The organism is Kribbella sp. NPDC006257, assembly GCF_040613535.1.
GTDB lineage: Bacteria > Actinomycetota > Actinomycetes > Propionibacteriales > Kribbellaceae > Kribbella.
Genome location: NZ_JBEXSJ010000008.1, coordinates 117,501 through 133,680 on the forward strand (window position 1 = coordinate 117,501; position 16,180 = coordinate 133,680).

The window sequence follows — 16,180 nt, forward strand, 5'->3', positions numbered from 1 at the left end:
AACGGAAGAACACCGTACCACCCTCGCTTCGCTCGGGGGGTGAGTGGAGGTCGCCGAGCTCATGGGTGGCGCGAGTAGTCGAGACAGGAGCCGGGTCCAGTGATGACAGTTCCGTTGGCTGATGCCATTGCTGAGCATGTGCACGACGGGGACACCGTCGCGCTCGAGGGCTTTACTCATCTGATTCCGTTCGCTGCGGCGCACGAGATCGCTCGGCAAGGGCGGCGGCATTTGACGCTGGTGCGGATGACACCGGATCTCGTGTACGACCAGCTGATCGGTCTGGGCGTCGCGGACGAGCTGGTGTTCTCCTACGGCGGCAACCCAGGCGTCGGCTCGCTCCATCGGCTACGTGACGCAGTGGAGAACCACTGGCCGCACCGGCTCGCAGTACATGAGCACAGCCATGCAGGGCTCGCCAATGCCTACAGCGCCGGTGCAGCACGCCTGCCTTTCGCAGTACTGCGTGGCTACCGCGGCACGGATCTCGAGAAGCAGAGCGACATCATCTCCAGCGTCACCTGTCCGTTCACTGGTGAGGAGCTGGCCGCAGTACGGGCGGTGAACCCGGACGTGACCGTGATCCATGCGCAGCTGGCGGACCGTGACGGCAACGTGATGCTCTGGGGAATCACCGGTGTGCAGCGCGAGGCCGTGCTGGCTGCGAAACGGGCGATTGTCACCGTCGAAGAGGTGGCCGACGAGTTTCCCGAGCACACCGGCGCGGTGATTCTGCCGAACTGGGTGCTGGCCGCAGTGAGCGTCGTACCGAACGGTGCTTGGCCTTCGTACGCGGCCGGCTACTCGGTTCGCGACAACGACTTCTATCTGGAGTGGGACAAGATTTCGCGCGATCGCGAGGCTTTTCTGTCCTGGGCTGCCGAGAACGGACTTGCCAAGGAGAGCACGCATGCCTGAGTGGACGAGCGCCGACATGATGAATGTCGCCGCGGCTCGGGAGCTGAAGAACGGGGACGTGTGCCTGGTCGGGGTGGGGCCGCCCAACCTGGCCGCGAACCTGGCGCGACGGACCCATGCTCCGAACTGCCGGCTCGTCTACGAATCAGGCGCGATCGATGCGAAGCCGAAGCGGCTGCCGTTGTCGATCGGCGACGACGATCTCGCGGCGACCGCCGTCGCCGTGGTGTCGGTGCCGGAGATGTTCAACTTCTGGGTCGGCGCGGGACGGATCGATGTCGGGTTCCTCGGGGCCGCGCAGATCGACAAGTTCGGCAACATCAACACGACGGTGATCGGCGACCACGCCGAACCGAAGACCCGGCTGCCCGGCGCGGGCGGGGCGCCCGAGATCGCTGCCGCTGCAGGGCGGGTGATCGTCATCGTGAAGCAGTCGCCGCGAACGTTCGTCGAACACGTCGACTTCGTCTCCTCGGTCGGCTACGGCCCCACCGGCCGCGAACGCCACGCACCCGGTGCCGGGCCGACTCTGGTGATCACCGATCACGGGGTGCTCGAGCCGGACCCGGAGACCAACGAGCTGACACTCACCCGCCTGCATGAAGGCGTCACCGTCGAGGCGGCGAAGGCGGCCACCGGGTGGGAGCTGAAGGTTGCCGCCAGCATCAAGAACGTACCCCCGCCGACGGAGACCGAACTAAAGGCCCTCCAGCAGCTTCGCAACCGGGAGCCCGCAGATGCCTGAGCCGTTCGCCCATGTCCGACTGCCGAGCCGGATCGTCCTCGGACCAGGCGCGCTGGATCAGGTTCCCGAGGAGGTGGACCTACTCGGGATTGGAAAGGTGCTGCTGATTGCGACGAGTTCGGTGCGAGAGGCAGCGGATCTGCTGCAGATCGCGTTGGGCGACCGGTTCGCAGGCCGGATCGACGGCGTGAAGCAACATGTGCCGGTCGAGCGGGCAGAAGCAGCCCGGGAGAAGGCGAGGGAGGTCGGTGCGGCGGCGATCATCGCGATCGGCGGCGGCTCGGCGATCGGCCTGGCGAAGGCGATCGCGCTCACCTCGGGCCTGCCGATCATCGCAGTCCCGACCACGTACGCGGGTTCGGAGATGACCCCGGTATGGGGCCAGACGTCTGACCGCGACAAGACCACCGGCACCGACCTCGCAGTACTGCCCAAGACGGTCGTCTACGACCCACTGCTGAGCCGCAAGCTGCCGATCGCGACCACCGCCGCCAGCGTCGCCAACGCGATCGCCCATTGCGTCGAAGCCACCTGGACGAACAAAGCCGACCCGATCACCGATATCACCGCGGTAGAAGGCGTCCGAGCCCTCAAAGAGGGTCTCACAGCAGCAATCAAAGATCCTCAAGATTTGGATGCCCGCAGCAACCTTCTGTACGGCGCGTCGCTCGCCGGCTCCGCGTTGGCAAGTGCGGGCACCGGTATCCACCACAAGCTCTGCCATCTCCTCGGCGGGACCTACAACCTCCCGCATGCCGAGACCCACGCCGCTGTCCTGCCGCAAGTCACCCGCCACAAGGCGACCGGCAGAGCCAAGCAGGACCTCGAAAAGACCCTCGGCACCGACGACCTGGCAACCGGCCTGTTCGACCTGTTCGACCAGGCCCACGTGCCGACCAGCCTCAAAGCGCTTGGTCTGACCGAAGACCAGGCCCAGGACGCAGCCAAGAAGTTCGCCGCCGCCCATCGCGAGGAAGACCCCCAGGTCATCACGGACATCCTCCTCGCCGCCTGGGCCGGCACCAGGCCAACCAACGAAGGAACAGCACGATGAGATCTGCCTTCCTGCTGGACGCAGTACGGACCCCGGTCGGCAAGCTCGGCGGCGCCCTGTCCGGCGGCCGGCCTGACGATCTGGCGGCCGTCACCATCCGGGAACTTCTCGTCCGCCACCCCGGCCTCGACCCGGCCCTGATCGAAGACGTCTACCTCGGCAACGCGAACGGCGCCGGCGAGGAGAACCGCGATGTCGCCCGGATGGCAGCCCTGCTGGCCGGCTTCCCGACCAGCGTTCCCGGTACTACGGTGAACCGGCTCTGCGGATCCGGCTTGGAAGCCGCGATCCAGGCAGCCCGCGCCATCGAGACCGGTGATGCCGACCTGCTGATCGCAGGCGGCGTCGAGTCGATGAGCCGGGCCCCCTGGGTGCTCCCCAAACCCGACAAAGCCTTCCCGCACGGCAATCTGACCGCGGCATCGACGTCGCTCGGCTGGCGGATGATCAATCCGCGGATGCCGAGGGAGTGGACGATCTCCCTCGGCGAGTCCACCGAACTGCTGGCCGAGCGCTACCACATCGGTCGCGAGGAACAGGACCTCTTCGCATTGGAGAGCCACGAGAAGGCCGGCAAGGCCTGGGCAGCCGGCAAGTTCGACGGCGAGGTCGTTCCCTGGGAGCACCTCGCACCCGTCCTCCCACCAACCTCTCCACTACAAAGAGACGAGTCGATCCGCGACGGCAGCACGCCCGAGGTGATGGCAAAGCTCAAGCCGGCCTTCAAAGAAGGCGGCACGGTCACAGCCGGCAACTCGTCGACCCTGAACGACGGAGCCTCCGCCGTACTGATGGCTGATGAAGCGACCGCGCGGGAGCTCGGCATCACCCCGTTGGCGCGCATCGTCAGCCGGGCGGTGCACGGGGTCGATCCCCAGTACTTCGGAATCGGCCCGGTCGAGGCGTCACGCAAGGCGCTCGCCAAAGCCGGTATCGACTGGGACGACCTGAAGCTGGTCGAGCTGAACGAGGCGTATGCGGCGCAAAGCCTGGCCTGCTTGGGCGAATGGCCCGAGCTGGACCGCGCCAAGGTGAACGTGAACGGCGGAGCGATCGCTCTCGGGCATCCCCTGGGCAGCTCCGGAACCAGGATTCTGACCACGCTCGCGCACGAGTTACGCCGGCGCGGTGGCGGCTACGGCCTGGCGACCCTTTGCATCGGTGTCGGCCAAGGCATCGCGATGGTGATCGAGGCATGAGGAGCGAACGGATGGATCTTGGTGGACAAACCCTCACCGACGCGGTGGTGGCGAGTTTCGACGGCAGCAAGGACGAGCGAACGAAGACCGTGCTGGGTGCGCTGGTCCGGCACCTGCACGCGTTCGCCCGCGAGGTCGACCTGACTGAGGAGGAGTGGTTCAAGGGCATCGACTTCCTGACCAGAACAGGGCACATGTCGACCGGCACCCGACAGGAGTTCGTCCTGCTGTCCGACGTACTCGGGCTCTCCATGCTGACCGTCGGACTCGCCAACCGGACGCCACCAGGTGTCACCGAGTCGACCGTTTTCGGGCCGTTCTTCGTCGAGGGTTCGCCGGAGATCGAACTCGGCGGCGACCTGTCCAACGGTGCTCCCGGACAGCCCTGCCTGGTGACAGGGCGGGTCCTGGACACCAAGGGTCAGCCGATCGCCGGCGCGTTGGTCGAGACCTGGCAGGCGGACGAGGACGGCTTCTACGACGTACAGAAGGACACCGACGGACCACAGAACCGCGGCCATCTGACGACCGATGCCGAGGGCAACTACGCGTTCTGGGCGGTTCGCCCGGTGGCCTATCCGATCCCCGACGACGGACCGGTCGGCGAGCTGCTCCGGGCCGGCGGCCGCGGGCCGATGCGGCCGGCACACATCCACTTCATGGTCACCGCACCCGGCTTCTCCCGGCTCATCACGCACGTCTTCGCGGCCGGTGACGAGCATCTGCACGACGACGCCGTCTTCGGCGTGAAGGACTCGCTGATCGCCGAGTTCACCGAGCATCCGGCCGGGACCGCCCCGGACGGCCGTGAGCTCGACCAGCCGTTCAGCACAGTCCAGTACGACCTGGTGCTCGCCACCACCGAGGAGACCCGCGCACTATGACCGAAGGATTCGAGACCGATGTCCTGATCATCGGCAGTGGCCCGGCGGGTGGCGCCGCCTCGCTGTTCCTGTCCAGCTACGGCGTCGACAACGTCGTACTGACGCGTTATCGCTGGACCGCGAACACCCCGCGCGCCCACATCACCAACCAGCGCACGGTCGAGCTGATGCGCGACATGGGCATCGAGGACGAGATCACCGGCAAGGGCACGTCGCACGAGTTGATGGGCCAGACCGCCTTCTGCACCAGCCTGGCCGGCGAGGAGATCGGCCGGATCCGCACCTGGGGCACGCATCCGCAACGACTGGCCGACTACACCGAGGCTTCTCCGACCCTGCCCTGCGATCTTCCGCAGACCCTGTTCGAACCGATCCTGGTCAGTACTGCGGCCAGCCGCGGCGCGCGGGTCCGCTTCGATACGGAGTACCTGTCGCTGGAGCAGGACGCCGACGGGGTCACCGCGAAAGTGCGGGACCGGCTGAGCGGTTCGGAGTACGAGATCCGCGCGAAGTACCTGATCGGCGCGGACGGTGGCCGGAGCAAGGTGGCCCAGGACATCGGGTTGCCGATGGCAGGTTCGATGGACATCGAGGGCTCGATGAACATCGTCTTCGAGGCGGACCTGTCGAAGTACGTCGCGCACCGGCCGAGCGTTCTCTACTGGGTGCTCCAGCCGGGCGCGCAGATCGGCGGGATCGGGGCCGGCCTGGTCCGGATGGTCCGGCCGTGGAACGAATGGTTGATCGTCTGGGGCTACGACATCAATCAGCCCGCACCGGTGGTCGACGAGGCGATGGCGACCGAGATCGTACACAACCTGGTCGGCGACGACACGATCGACGTGAAGCTCAAGGGCACCTCGGTCTGGAGCGTCAATCACATGTACGCCGAGCAGACGTCGGTCGGCCGGGTGTTCTGTATGGGCGACGCGATCCACCGGCACCCGCCGAGCAACGGGCTCGGCTCGAACACCTCGATCCAGGACGCATACAACCTCGCCTGGAAGCTCTCGCTGGTGCTCAAGGGGCAGGCTTCACCGGCACTGCTGGACACCTACAACGCCGAGCGTGCACCGATCGCGCAGCAGATCGTGGAGCGGGCGAACAAGAGCCGGACCCAGTTCGGTCAAATCTTCAGGGCGCTCGGAATGACACCGGACGCACCGGAGGGACGGACGATCGAGTCGCGCAAGGACGACAGCGCCGAGGGCGCCGCACAGCGTGAGGAACTCCGCGAAGCGATCAAGCTCAAGGACTACGAGTTCAACGCGCACGGCGTGGAGCTCGGGCAACGCTACAAGTCAGCAGCAGTGATCCCGGATGGTACGCCGGAGCCCTTGTACGACAGGGATCCTGAGCTCTACTACCACCCAACGACCTGGCCGGGTGCGCGCATCCCGCATTGCTGGCTGACTCGTGGGACCGACACCGTGAGCACACTCGATGTCGTCGGCAAGGGCCGGTTCACCTTGCTCACCGGCATCGGCGGCGATGCCTGGGTCAAGGCGGCCGAAGCTGTCTCCGAGAAGCTCGGCCTCCAGATCGACCCGTTCGTGATCGGCCCCGGGCACGAGCTGGAAGACCTGTACGGCGACTGGGCCCGGTTGCGCGAGATCACGGACACCGGCTGCCTCGTAGTACGGCCTGATGCTCATGTCGCCTACCGGGCTCACAGTGTCGAAGCAGATCCAACTACTGCGCTGACAGCAGCCTTCGAAGGACTGCTAGGGCGACGTTAGGACTCGCCAGCTGTGCGGAGGGATTAGCAACGGCTCCTCCGGCAGCGGTGAGCCCTCTGGCTGAGCAGCGATGACGAGGCCTGCCACTTCGACCGGGAAGTGGTAGGCCTCGTCGCCAACGTTCAGGAGAAGCAGTAGCTGACCACGCGCGTCACCGGAACGCAGTGCGAGCGCCTTGTTCTTCAAGTGGGCGACCTTGGTCTGCGACCGTGTCAGCCACGCATTGCGACGCCGTACGCCGATCAGCCGCTGATGCAGCCGGTACGTCGCCCAGTCGCCCTGCTCGTCAGGCTTCTCCGGGAACTCGGGCCGGATCAGGTCGTCGCCGCCGGCCCGATCCTCCTTGAGCCCGGTCATCGCCTGCTCGTCGCCCGCATAGATGCTCGGGATGCCGGCGACGCCGAACAGGATCGCGAGCGCGTGCCCGAGATGCCGGTCGTCGTCGAGTTTGGTGGCGATCCGGGTCACGTCGTGGTTGCCGACGAACGTCTGCGGCACCATCGGGTCGACCGCCGCCTGATGCCGCTCCAGCGCATAGGCCAGCTCGAAGAAGTTGCCGTCGTTCAGCGAACTCCAGATCGCCTTCCACAGCTCGTACTGCGTGATCGAGTCGAGCGTGCTCGTCGCGGCATAGCCGGCGTAGTCGCCGTGGATCACCTCGCCGAAGAACCAGGCCTCGGGGAACCGGTCCCGCACCTGGGCGAGCACACCGGCCCAGAACTCCGGTGCCACCGCGTACGCCGCGTCCAGCCGCCAGCCGTCGATGCCGCGTTCCAGCCAGTGGCACATCACGTCCACGACGTACTCGCGGACCTCGGGCTCCTGGTGATTCAGCACCAGGAGATGCTCGTGTCCTTCGAAATAGACCTGCGTCCCGTCCGGATGCCGCCGGAACCACTCCGGCTTCGCGTGGAACGACGGGGCGACATGGTTGAAGACGCCGTCCAGCACAATCCGCAAGCCGCGAGCCTTGGCTGCTTCCACGAGCCGGTCGAAGTCGGTGTAGTCGCCGAGCCGCGGGTCGATGTGGAAATGGTCGACCGTGTCGTAGCCGTGCGTCTCCGACTCGAACACCGGACCGAGCAGCAGACCCGAGCAGCCCAGCTCGATCGCGTAGTCCAGCCAGTTCTCCAACCGCTGCAGCCGATGCACGATCCGCCGTCCGGGCGGGGCCACGTTCTCGGCCCCGACGAACCCCAACGGATACACCTGCCACCAGATCGCGTGATCAGCCCACTGCGGCATCGCTGCTCCTCCCGACAGCACCACCCTAGTCAGGCAGCTCCACCTTAGTCAGCTGGCGGCTCCCAGAAAGCCGGGGCGCACCTCCTCGACCAAAGCAACCATCTCAGCCGTTTCCGCCTCGAGGAGCTTCAGGTACGCGACTCTCGATTCGTCGGTGCGGGCCTCGGCCGCGGCGACGGAGATGGCTTGGACGGTGGCGACCTCGTGCGCGAGGGCGCCCCAGATCTCTTCCAGGTGCTCGACGGAGGCCGGGCGCGCGAACGCGATCTGCGGGATCTCCTCGGTTTCCGAAGCACGGCGGACATGCAGATTCGAACTCACGGACTACCCCCATAGCGGAATGTGCCTCAACTGCCTCACAGTTCGAAGGACTCCCCTCCTTCGTGCCTCGCTGGTCCAACGCACGTCCCCACCGCGGGGTTACGGCCGCTGACCGGACAACTTTCTCCGGGCCGGGTGCAACAAGATCCGGCCCGGGGTGCTCTTACCCCTCGACAGCGGTTCGGCGACGGAAGGGTGATCGTGAGTGCAGACCTCGAGGAGTTCGGCGAATTCGCCACCGCACGCGGTACGCAGCTGTTCCGGATGGCGTATCTGCTGGCCGGTGACCGGCATGCGGCCGAGGACCTGACCCAGACCACCCTCGGCAAGCTCTACGCCTCCTGGTCCAAGGTCAGCCGGGCGGACAACCCGGTCGCCTACAGCCGCACGGTGATGATTCGCACCTATGTCGCCTCCCAGCGCAGGACGAGGCTGGAGCGACCGACCGCCGACGTACCGGACGGCGGCCGGTACGGCGAGGACACCGCGTTGCGGCTGACCCTGTTCACCGCGCTGGCCGAGTTGTCGGCCCGCGACCGGGCGATCGTCGTCCTGCGGTACTGGGAGGACCACAGCGTCGAGGACACCGCCACGATCCTCGGCATCAGCTCCGGCATGGTCCGGACCCGCAGCCAGCGGGCGCTGCTCCGGCTGCGCGCCCGGCTCGGCACCGAAATCAGCGAGTTGACCGGGCCATGAGCCCAGAACTGGACGGACCCCTGATGAGCTTCGAAACCGAACTCAGTGACCGGTTGCACGCCGAGGTGGACGACACTCCCGTCGATCTCGGCCCACTCCTTGCCGAAAGCGTTGCCTATGGCAACAAGCTGGTACGCCGGCGCCGGCTGACCCAGCTCTTCGCCGGCGCGGCAGCCATCGCCGTACTGGGTGGTGCTTTCGCGTACGCCGTTTCGCCGGGCGGCCCGGGAGCCGATGGGGTCGCCCCGGCAGCGAGCACCGGCATACGGCAGAACGGCGCCATCACGCCACAGGCCGCGGCCGCGATCCTGCGCGAACTGTTGCCTGACGCCCGAAAAGCAGCCAACGCCCGAGGCGGTTTCGAGGGCATCGGCACACCGGACGGCGTCTATGCCGACCTCGACTACACCGACGGCGGCAGTACGGCGATGGTCCAGGTGCGCCTGCTGTCCAAGGCGGATCGCATGGCCTGTCCGCCGGGCGCCGACCTCAGCTGCCGGATCATCAAGCTTGCCGATGGCTCCAAGCTGCAACTCGTCGAGAATCAGTCGAACGGAAGCACCGGCAACTTCAAGCACTTGCAGGCGAATCTGGTCCGCGCCGACGGCCTCGTCGTCACGCTGCTCGCGGAGAACCGCGAGTCGGAGAACCCGAACACCTCCCCGACCCGCCCACCGCTGAGCCTCCAGCAACTACAGACCGCCGTCACCAGCCCTCGCTGGCAGCGGCAGGTCGATCAGTCCCTGCTCGACGCCTCCGCCGGCCTCTTCACACCCCGTCCGGTCGCCCAACCCTCCAAACCCACCTCACCCGGAGCTACCAAATGAAGCTCGAGGCCTACTGAACCAACTGGCCGTAGGTGTGGCGGCGGATCCAGGCGTGCATCGCGATGGCCGCTGCCGCGCTGGCGTTGATGGAGCGGGTGGAGCCGAACTGGGCGATCGACAGGACATCGGTGCAGATCTTGTGGGCTTCCTCGGTGAGGCCGGGACCCTCTTGACCGAAGAGCAGGATGCACCCCGCCGGCAGGTCGTAGGTCTCCAGCGGGACCGAGCCGGGGAGGTTGTCGATGCCGATCACGGGCAGCGACCGCTCCTCGGCGTACCCCGCGAGGCCGGCCAATTCAGGATGGTGGCGGACGTGCTGGTAGCGGTCCGTCACCATCGCGCCGCGGCGGTTCCACTTCCGGTTGCCGACGATGTGCACCTCCTCGGCGAGGAAGGCGTTCGCAGTCCGGACGACGGAGCCGATGTTCAGATCGTGCTGCCAGTTCTCGATCGCGACGTGGAACGGGTGCCGGTGCTGGTCGAGGTCCTCGACGATCGCCTCGAGCCGCCAGTACCGGTATTTGTCCACCACGTTGCGCCGATCGCCCGCCGCGAGCAGCTCGGGATCGAAGCGTGGATCGTCCGGAAGATCGCCCTGCCACGGGCCGACCCCGACCTCCGGGGCGGGCACCAGATCCGCACCGATCAGGTCAGGGGCATTGTCGCGATTGGCTTCCTGCATGGGTCGGGACGCTACCCTGTGCCCGTGCTCTTACAGGTCGCGATGCTGATGCCCAACTGGATGGACCCGGAATACCTGCTGAACTGGCTGGGTGACTGGTCACTGTGGGGCACGGCCGCGGTCGTCTTCATCGAGTGCGGCCTGCTGTTCCCGATCCTGCCCGGTGACTCGCTGTTGTTCGCGGTCGGGCTGTTCATCGCCCGCGGCGCGATCGACGTGCCGCTCTGGCTCGCCTGCGTGATCCTCACCGTCGCCGCGTTCCTCGGCAACGTGTCCGGCTACTACATCGGCCGCGGGCTCGGCACGTCGTTGTTCAGGAATCCGGACGCGAAGTTCCTGAAACCGAAGTACATCGAGCAGACACACGAGTTCTTCGAGCGGTACGGGCCGCGGGCGCTGGTGCTGGCCCGATTCGTGCCGATCGTGCGCACCTTCATCACGATCGTGGCCGGCGCGGGCCGGATGGACCCGAAGAAGTTCTTCCTCTGGACCGGTATCGGCGCGGTGCTCTGGGCCACCGGGATCACCCTGCTCGGACACGCGCTCGGCAAGGTCAAGTTCATCCACGACCACCTCGAGTCGGCGCTGATCCTGCTCGTGCTGGTCTCGCTGATCCCGATGCTCGTCGAGTACCTGCTGGCCCGGCGCCGCAAGCGCAACTCAGTGGGCGAAGGGGAAGTGCGCATCTGACCAGACGTAGTCGGTGCTGAGCTCACTCAGCTCCGCTACGCCTACCTGGCCGGTCGGCAACGGGCCGACCACCTGACCGGACCCGAGTGAACAAGCCACCCGGACCCGGTCCGCCGCCTGGTACCAGACCAGTGCCCCCCGTGGCACAGCCCCTTCATGCAGCAGGGCGTGATGGTCGAGCCAGCGCAGAGCGTCGGCCGGGTCGTGCCAGCCGCTGTCCTGCGCATATCCGAACGCCATTCGCTGGAACTTCAGCGACCAGTCCTGCCAGGCCGCCGACCCCACCCGTTCCAGTTGCCAACTCAGCGCGGACTCCGGATCGCGTGGGTTCGAGACCCACTCCACAGTCCTGCGCTCCACCGCGATCTCCCCCATGGCCGTGCTCCCCCATCCGCCGGCCTCTGCCGTGGCATGCAGAATCCTCACAAGCCCGCATACACGGCCGATACATTCCTGCAGGGCGTTGGAGTTTGAATCAGCTGGCGGCTTGGGTGGTGGGGGTCAGGGCGGCCAGTGCTTGGCGGGCGGCCGCTACCTTGGCGTCGTTGCCCACCTGCTGCCAGGCCCGGGCTGCTCGGGTGAGGTAGCGGCGGGCGAAGTCCTCGTTGCCCGTACTCGCGTGCAGCCCACCGAGATGCAAAGCCGCAGCACCCTCGACACTGCGATCTCCCAGCCGGGTGCCGATCTCCATCGCGTCCAGCAGCATCCGGCGCGCGGCCGCACCGTCACCGACCGCGATCAGCGCGTTCCCCAACTCGGCCCGCGTATGCGCCCCGCAATGATCGTCACCAAGACCGTCGAAGATCGCCAGCGACGCCTGCAGCTGCCGGACCGCCTGCGCCGGGTTCCCCTGGTCCGCCCGGAGCGCCGCGATCCCCCGGCGGACCTTGGCGACCCGGTGCACATCTCCCCGTCGTACGCCGATCAGGAACGCCTCGGCCAGATACCCTCCCGCCTTGCTGAGGTCGTTGCGAGTCCGCAGGATCGACGCGGCCGCCGTCCGGGCCACCGCCTCGCCGTTCGCGTCCTTCACCTCGACGAAGGCATCGAAGGCCCCTTCGTACTGCGCCAGTGCTTCCTCCGGGCGGCCGCGTTCGCGCAACCAGGTCCCCAGCCCGACGGCGCTGACCCCGATTCCCATCCGGTCGCCGACCTCGGCGAACAGCGCCGCCGCTTCGTTCAGGTGGAACCAGGCCGGCTCCCAGTCGTCGCGGTACAGCGCGAGCTGGCCGAGGTTGCGATGCATGATCGCCTCGCCGTGCCGGTTCCCGCACTCGATCGCGCTCGCCAGCCCGGCCTGGTGCGACTCGTTCCAGTCGTCGAAACCGGCCCGCATGTCCAGGTAGGGACCCCAGCCCGCCGCGATCCGCCAGGCGTACTCGTGCAGCCCGTTCTGCGCCGCGGCCCGGATCGCCGGCACGAAGGTGCTCCGGTCGGCGTCGAACCACGCGATCGCGTCCGCGTCCGTGAACGGCGAAGGACCGGGCGACACCGGCGGACCCGGCTCGTCCAGCACCCCGAAGTACACGACCGGCAACGCCGCACCGGCCCGCTTGACCTTGTTCAGAAGGGCATCCAGCACCGTCGTGAGATCCTTGACCGCCTGGTTCTTCTGCTCCTCGTCGCCGACGCCGATCGCATGCAGGCGGAGCAGATCGTGCACCCGGTAGCGCGCAGTACCGCGCTCGTCGACCGAGCTGATCTGGACCAGGTTCACCTCGATCAGCCGGTCCAGGCTCCGGCGTACCGAAGCAGGTGAGGCGACCGGTTCGAGCACCCGGGCCGAGAAGACGCCGACCGCGAACCGCCCGATCAACCGGTAGAGCCGCGCCTCGTCCGAGCTGAGCGAGTCGTAGCTCAGATCTGCACTGGTCCGTACGGCGAGTTCGCCGATGCTCAGTTCGTCCAGCCGATGCGTCTCGTCCCGCAACCGCCTGGCCAGCTCCGTCGGGCTCAGATCGGGCCGCTGCGCCAACCGCGAAGCCACGATCCGGATCGCCAGCGGCAGGTTCCCGCAGGCCGACAGGATCTCCTCGGCAGCCGATGACTTGGAGTCCACCCGTCCGGCACCGGCGACGCGCTGCAAGAGCTCGGACGCCTCGCTGTCGTCGAAGGTGTCCAGCGGCATGCTGTCCGCCCCGGCCAGGTCCATCAACCGGTTGCGGCTGGTGACGACCACCGCGGAAGCACCGGTACCAGGCATCAGCGGCGCGACCTGGCTCGCCGATGCGACGTCGTCGAGCACGATCAGCACCCGGCGGCTGGCCAGCTCGGACCGCAGCATCGCCGATCGCCGCTCCGGATCGGTCGGTACTGCGTAGTCGGGCATGTTCAGGCTGAGCAGCAGGTCTGTCAACGCACCACCGGCGTCCCGGGGCTGGGTGGCGCCACGCATGTCCAGGTAGATCTGGCCATCCGGAAACGAGTCCCTGACCAGATGTCCGAGCCGAACGGCCAACGACGTCTTGCCGGTCCCGGGCGCTCCCGAGATGACCGCGATCGGCGGCCGGACGGGGTCGCGTCCACAGACCAGGTCCCGCAACTTCTCGAGCTTCTCCCGCCGGCCGCTGAAGTCGGAGAGGTCGAGCGGCAGCTGGCTCGGTGGCCGCTGGGGCTCCGAGAGCACGGGGGCCGCCATCGGACCGAGGACGACGTCCTGCGAATCTCCGGGCGCCGGGCGATTCGTCGTACGGGCTGCTGGGATGCCTGGGTCGGGCCAGTTCGCCGAGCGGCCGTTCTCGGCCCGCGTCCCGGCGGCCTGGAGCTCCGGACCCGGCTCGATGGCCAGCTCATCGGCGAGGGTCTGCACGGCCTTCCGGTACGCCGCGCGCGCCTCACCGGTTCGGCCGGCCGCGACCAGTGCGTCCACGAGCCGGCGCCAGAGCTGTTCGTCGTACGGGTCCTCGGTGAGGCGGTCGCTGAGCAGCACGGCCGCGCCGGTCGCGTCGCCGTACTCGACCCGCAGATCGAGCAGCCCGTCGACGAGCCCCCGGTACTGCGCTTCGAGCCGGGCGATCGAGCCTTCCCAGGCCGCGGAGACGGTCAGGTCCTCGAGCGGATGACCTCGCCACAGCGCGTAGGCACGGGACAGCACCTCCATCGCCTGGCGGCCCTCACCGGCGTCGCGGAGGTGACCGCCCTCGGCGAGCAGGGACTCGAACAGGCTGGAATCGAGTTCGTCGACGCCGACCTCGATGCTGTAGCCGGCCGCGGAGGTGTCGATCGGCGCGGACAGCCCGGCATCCTGCAGGACGCCGCGCAGGGCCCGGACGTAGGTGCGGATGTTCGCCGTCGCGGAGCGGGGCGGACTGCCCTCCCAGAGCGCGTCGGCGATCAGGTCGGTGGAGACGAACCGGTTCGGGTGCAGCAGCAGGGTGGCAAGCAGTTGGCGCGGCTTACTGGCCTTGAGTGGCTGACCCTTGACATGGCGGAGACGCAGAGGCCCGAGGATCTCGTACCTCAGACTCTCCACTTGGCTGCCCTCTCCGACGCCTGACCGACCCATGGTGGCATCCCGCCGGGCTTGCCGGGAAGGTTCCGGCGGTGCGATGTACGTCGCGATGTACGCGCGATGTATCTCGGCCCGGCACTGTTGACCTCGGTACCGGGGGGAGGGCAGGCCCGGGAGTGGCGAATGACCATCGTCGCACCCGGGCCTGGAACAAGTACACCGGTTGGGGTGGTCTCGGGGGAGCTACTGACCACCGGTGAACGGAGGTTGGCCGTCCTGCGGTCCGGGGGGACCCGCAGGCGGCCCACCCACCTGTCCCGGCATCTGCGGCTGGATCTGGCCCGACGACTGGTGGCCCGGCTGCATCTGCGGCGGCGGCTGCTCACCGGCGACCGACCCGATGGTGCCGAACGAGACCTGCGGGACCGCGCGGACCGACTCGTCCCTGACCTCGAAGTAGCCGGCCTTCTCGAACTTGAAGCCGCCCGCGATCAGGTTCGACGGGAACGACTCGACCCGGGTGTTGTAGTCGCCCACGTTCGCGTTGTAGAACCGGCGGCCGGCCGCGATCCGGTCCTCGGTGTCGGTCAGCTCGCGCTGCAGGTTGAGGAAGTTCTGGTTGGACTGGACCTGCGGGTAGGCCTCGACCGAGATCATCATCTGCCGCAGCGCGCCGGACAGCTGCCCCTCGGCGGCGGCCCGCTGCTCCGGCGAGGCGCCCTGCACGTTCACCGCCTGGGTCCGCAGCCGGGCGACCTCCTCGAATACGTGCCGCTCGTGGGCCGCGAAGGCGCGGACGGTCTCGACCAGGTTCGGGATCAGGTCGTACCGGCGGTGCAGCTCGACGTCGATCTGCCGCCAGGACTCCTGGATCAGGTTCCGCTGCTTGACGAACCGGTTGTACGAAATGATCAGCGCGATCCCCACGATCACGATGACCGCGACGATCACAATGATGACAAGCGTCATTCCCTGCTCCCGAGTGTCGGCAATGCTGCCAGCGACTCTAACGCCGCCCGGGTCCGGGGTCAGTCAGCTCACCCGTCGCTCCGCCCGTAGTCTGCCCAAACGAACGCCGGGACGAGTCCGGCGATCTGCGCGAGGAAATCGAGCCGGCGTTCCAGATCGGACGGGGTGTGGCTGCCGGTGTACCAGCCCAGGAGGTGTTCGCCGGTGATGCGCCAGCCGATCTCGCCGCGGTCCAGCAGGAGTTCCATCAGGCGGGGATGGACGATCGCTCGGGCATAGCGCTCGTCGTCCGAGGTGACCCGGAAGGTCTGGTTGAAGAGGTCGCTTTCGAACCGGATGTCCGGCCGTGCATCGACGATGTTCCTGAGCTGTTCACCGAGGAGGTTCTCGTGCTCGACCTCGAGCCAGGGCAGCGCGGCCGGTAGCTGCATCGCGATGACACCGAATCGCCGGGGCTGCTTGCCGGAGGTGGCATCGAACGGTTGATAGCTGTAGTCGAAGGCAAGGAATTTGCGGTCGTCCCAGCGCCCGCGCACAACGTTCCTCGCCTGCTGGTCCTCGCCCTTGCCGAACGGATCACCGGGCCATTTGCCAACCAGCCCAGGCTCGTTCGCGGTGTAGGACCAGCCTTTCCCGGCCGCCAGGTCCCCGATCATGCCGGCCCGCACCTGGCCGGCCTGCCAGCGCCGATAGATGAGTACGCCCGCGACGGCCATCACCAGCAGCGAGAGCAGCGTCGTACCGTCCATCGCCGCAG

16 protein-coding genes are annotated in these 16,180 nt (G+C 67.5%); 9 read left to right on the top strand and 7 right to left on the bottom strand.

Annotated features, from left to right (window positions below):
* Positions 1 to 102 precede the first annotated feature (102 nt).
* The 6 genes from ABZ004_RS12380 to ABZ004_RS12405 are packed head-to-tail and all read left to right on the top strand — an operon-like array spanning position 103 to position 6,539.
* Entirely contained in the window at positions 103 to 918 is an 816-nt protein-coding gene (locus tag ABZ004_RS12380) for a CoA-transferase (RefSeq protein ID WP_355679894.1), read from the top strand.
* Complete coding sequence (locus tag ABZ004_RS12385) at positions 911 to 1,663, top strand: CoA-transferase (RefSeq protein WP_355679895.1); 753 nt, start codon at positions 911 to 913, stop codon at positions 1,661 to 1,663. The genes ABZ004_RS12380 and ABZ004_RS12385 overlap by 8 nt, the downstream gene beginning before the upstream one ends.
* Positions 1,656 to 2,717 carry a maleylacetate reductase gene (locus tag ABZ004_RS12390; RefSeq protein WP_355679896.1) on the top strand — a complete coding sequence of 354 codons (1,062 nt, stop codon included), beginning with the start codon at positions 1,656 to 1,658 and terminating at the stop codon, positions 2,715 to 2,717. Before ABZ004_RS12385 ends, ABZ004_RS12390 begins: the two co-directional genes overlap by 8 nt.
* Positions 2,714 to 3,916, top strand: coding sequence for a thiolase family protein (locus ABZ004_RS12395; RefSeq protein WP_355679897.1), 1,203 nt, complete (start codon positions 2,714 to 2,716; stop codon positions 3,914 to 3,916). The genes ABZ004_RS12390 and ABZ004_RS12395 overlap by 4 nt, the downstream gene beginning before the upstream one ends.
* Positions 3,913 to 4,800 carry an intradiol ring-cleavage dioxygenase gene (locus ABZ004_RS12400; protein ID WP_355679898.1) on the top strand — a complete coding sequence of 296 codons (888 nt, stop codon included), beginning with the start codon at positions 3,913 to 3,915 and terminating at the stop codon, positions 4,798 to 4,800. The genes ABZ004_RS12395 and ABZ004_RS12400 overlap by 4 nt, the downstream gene beginning before the upstream one ends.
* A complete protein-coding gene (locus tag ABZ004_RS12405; protein WP_355679899.1) occupies positions 4,797 to 6,539 on the top strand; it encodes an FAD-dependent monooxygenase in 1,743 nt (580 codons plus the stop codon). The genes ABZ004_RS12400 and ABZ004_RS12405 overlap by 4 nt, the downstream gene beginning before the upstream one ends.
* Here the strand turns inward: ABZ004_RS12405 and ABZ004_RS12410 are convergent.
* Positions 6,525 to 7,784: an alpha-amylase family glycosyl hydrolase gene (locus ABZ004_RS12410; RefSeq protein WP_355679900.1), complete on the bottom strand. Its 1,260-nt coding sequence runs from the start codon at positions 7,782 to 7,784 to the stop codon at positions 6,525 to 6,527. The two genes, ABZ004_RS12405 and ABZ004_RS12410, sit on opposite strands and share 15 nt — an antisense overlap.
* A 48-nt stretch (positions 7,785 to 7,832) precedes the next feature.
* Positions 7,833 to 8,105 (bottom strand): hypothetical protein, encoded by a 273-nt coding sequence (locus ABZ004_RS12415; protein ID WP_355679901.1) that lies wholly within the window; start codon positions 8,103 to 8,105, stop codon positions 7,833 to 7,835.
* Between the two features lie 201 nt (positions 8,106 to 8,306).
* On the opposite strand from ABZ004_RS12415, the gene ABZ004_RS12420 reads away from it, so the two are divergent.
* Both ABZ004_RS12420 and ABZ004_RS12425 read left to right on the top strand, forming a co-directional pair.
* Positions 8,307 to 8,804, top strand: a complete 498-nt coding sequence (locus ABZ004_RS12420; protein ID WP_355679902.1) for a SigE family RNA polymerase sigma factor — start codon at positions 8,307 to 8,309, stop codon at positions 8,802 to 8,804.
* A gap of 23 nt (positions 8,805 to 8,827) precedes the next feature.
* Positions 8,828 to 9,631 carry a hypothetical protein gene (locus ABZ004_RS12425; protein WP_355679903.1) on the top strand — a complete coding sequence of 268 codons (804 nt, stop codon included), beginning with the start codon at positions 8,828 to 8,830 and terminating at the stop codon, positions 9,629 to 9,631.
* A gap of 10 nt (positions 9,632 to 9,641) precedes the next feature.
* Here ABZ004_RS12425 and ABZ004_RS12430 read toward each other — a convergent pair whose 3' ends face one another.
* Positions 9,642 to 10,313: a TrmH family RNA methyltransferase gene (locus ABZ004_RS12430; RefSeq protein ID WP_355679904.1), complete on the bottom strand. Its 672-nt coding sequence runs from the start codon at positions 10,311 to 10,313 to the stop codon at positions 9,642 to 9,644.
* Positions 10,314 to 10,337: 24 nt separating this feature from the next.
* Between ABZ004_RS12430 and ABZ004_RS12435 the strand changes: the two genes are divergently transcribed.
* Positions 10,338 to 11,003 (top strand): DedA family protein, encoded by a 666-nt coding sequence (locus ABZ004_RS12435; protein ID WP_355679905.1) that lies wholly within the window; start codon positions 10,338 to 10,340, stop codon positions 11,001 to 11,003.
* Here the strand turns inward: ABZ004_RS12435 and ABZ004_RS12440 are convergent.
* The 4 genes from ABZ004_RS12440 to ABZ004_RS12455 all read right to left on the bottom strand — a co-directional run bounded on the left by ABZ004_RS12440 (position 10,974) and on the right by ABZ004_RS12455 (position 16,172).
* Positions 10,974 to 11,378 (bottom strand): hypothetical protein, encoded by a 405-nt coding sequence (locus tag ABZ004_RS12440; protein ID WP_355679906.1) that lies wholly within the window; start codon positions 11,376 to 11,378, stop codon positions 10,974 to 10,976. The two genes, ABZ004_RS12435 and ABZ004_RS12440, sit on opposite strands and share 30 nt — an antisense overlap.
* Positions 11,379 to 11,478: 100 nt before the next feature.
* Complete coding sequence (locus ABZ004_RS12445; protein ID WP_355679907.1) at positions 11,479 to 14,475, bottom strand: BTAD domain-containing putative transcriptional regulator; 2,997 nt, start codon at positions 14,473 to 14,475, stop codon at positions 11,479 to 11,481.
* A gap of 222 nt (positions 14,476 to 14,697) precedes the next feature.
* A complete protein-coding gene (locus ABZ004_RS12450) occupies positions 14,698 to 15,423 on the bottom strand; it encodes a LemA family protein (RefSeq protein WP_355679908.1) in 726 nt (241 codons plus the stop codon).
* 68 nt (positions 15,424 to 15,491) lie between these two features.
* Positions 15,492 to 16,172 (bottom strand): hypothetical protein, encoded by a 681-nt coding sequence (locus tag ABZ004_RS12455; RefSeq protein WP_355679909.1) that lies wholly within the window; start codon positions 16,170 to 16,172, stop codon positions 15,492 to 15,494.
* Positions 16,173 to 16,180: the final 8 nt, after the last annotated feature.

What these genes read in the sequence shown, in the direction of transcription:
- ABZ004_RS12430 (WP_355679904.1), bottom strand. Translation starts at nt 10,313, where the DNA reads ATGCAGGAAGCCAATCGCGACAATGCCCCTGACCTGATCGGTGCGGAT.
- ABZ004_RS12440 (WP_355679906.1), bottom strand. Translation starts at nt 11,378, where the DNA reads ATGGGGGAGATCGCGGTGGAGCGCAGGACTGTGGAGTGGGTCTCGAAC.
- ABZ004_RS12400 (WP_355679898.1), top strand. Translation starts at nt 3,913, where the DNA reads ATGAGGAGCGAACGGATGGATCTTGGTGGACAAACCCTCACCGACGCG.
- ABZ004_RS12380 (WP_355679894.1), top strand. Translation starts at nt 103, where the DNA reads ATGACAGTTCCGTTGGCTGATGCCATTGCTGAGCATGTGCACGACGGG.
- ABZ004_RS12405 (WP_355679899.1), top strand. Translation starts at nt 4,797, where the DNA reads ATGACCGAAGGATTCGAGACCGATGTCCTGATCATCGGCAGTGGCCCG.
- ABZ004_RS12395 (WP_355679897.1), top strand. Translation starts at nt 2,714, where the DNA reads ATGAGATCTGCCTTCCTGCTGGACGCAGTACGGACCCCGGTCGGCAAG.
- ABZ004_RS12425 (WP_355679903.1), top strand. Translation starts at nt 8,828, where the DNA reads ATGAGCTTCGAAACCGAACTCAGTGACCGGTTGCACGCCGAGGTGGAC.
- ABZ004_RS12390 (WP_355679896.1), top strand. Translation starts at nt 1,656, where the DNA reads ATGCCTGAGCCGTTCGCCCATGTCCGACTGCCGAGCCGGATCGTCCTC.
- ABZ004_RS12450 (WP_355679908.1), bottom strand. Translation starts at nt 15,423, where the DNA reads ATGACGCTTGTCATCATTGTGATCGTCGCGGTCATCGTGATCGTGGGG.
- ABZ004_RS12385 (WP_355679895.1), top strand. Translation starts at nt 911, where the DNA reads ATGCCTGAGTGGACGAGCGCCGACATGATGAATGTCGCCGCGGCTCGG.
- ABZ004_RS12410 (WP_355679900.1), bottom strand. Translation starts at nt 7,784, where the DNA reads ATGCCGCAGTGGGCTGATCACGCGATCTGGTGGCAGGTGTATCCGTTG.
- ABZ004_RS12455 (WP_355679909.1), bottom strand. Translation starts at nt 16,172, where the DNA reads ATGGACGGTACGACGCTGCTCTCGCTGCTGGTGATGGCCGTCGCGGGC.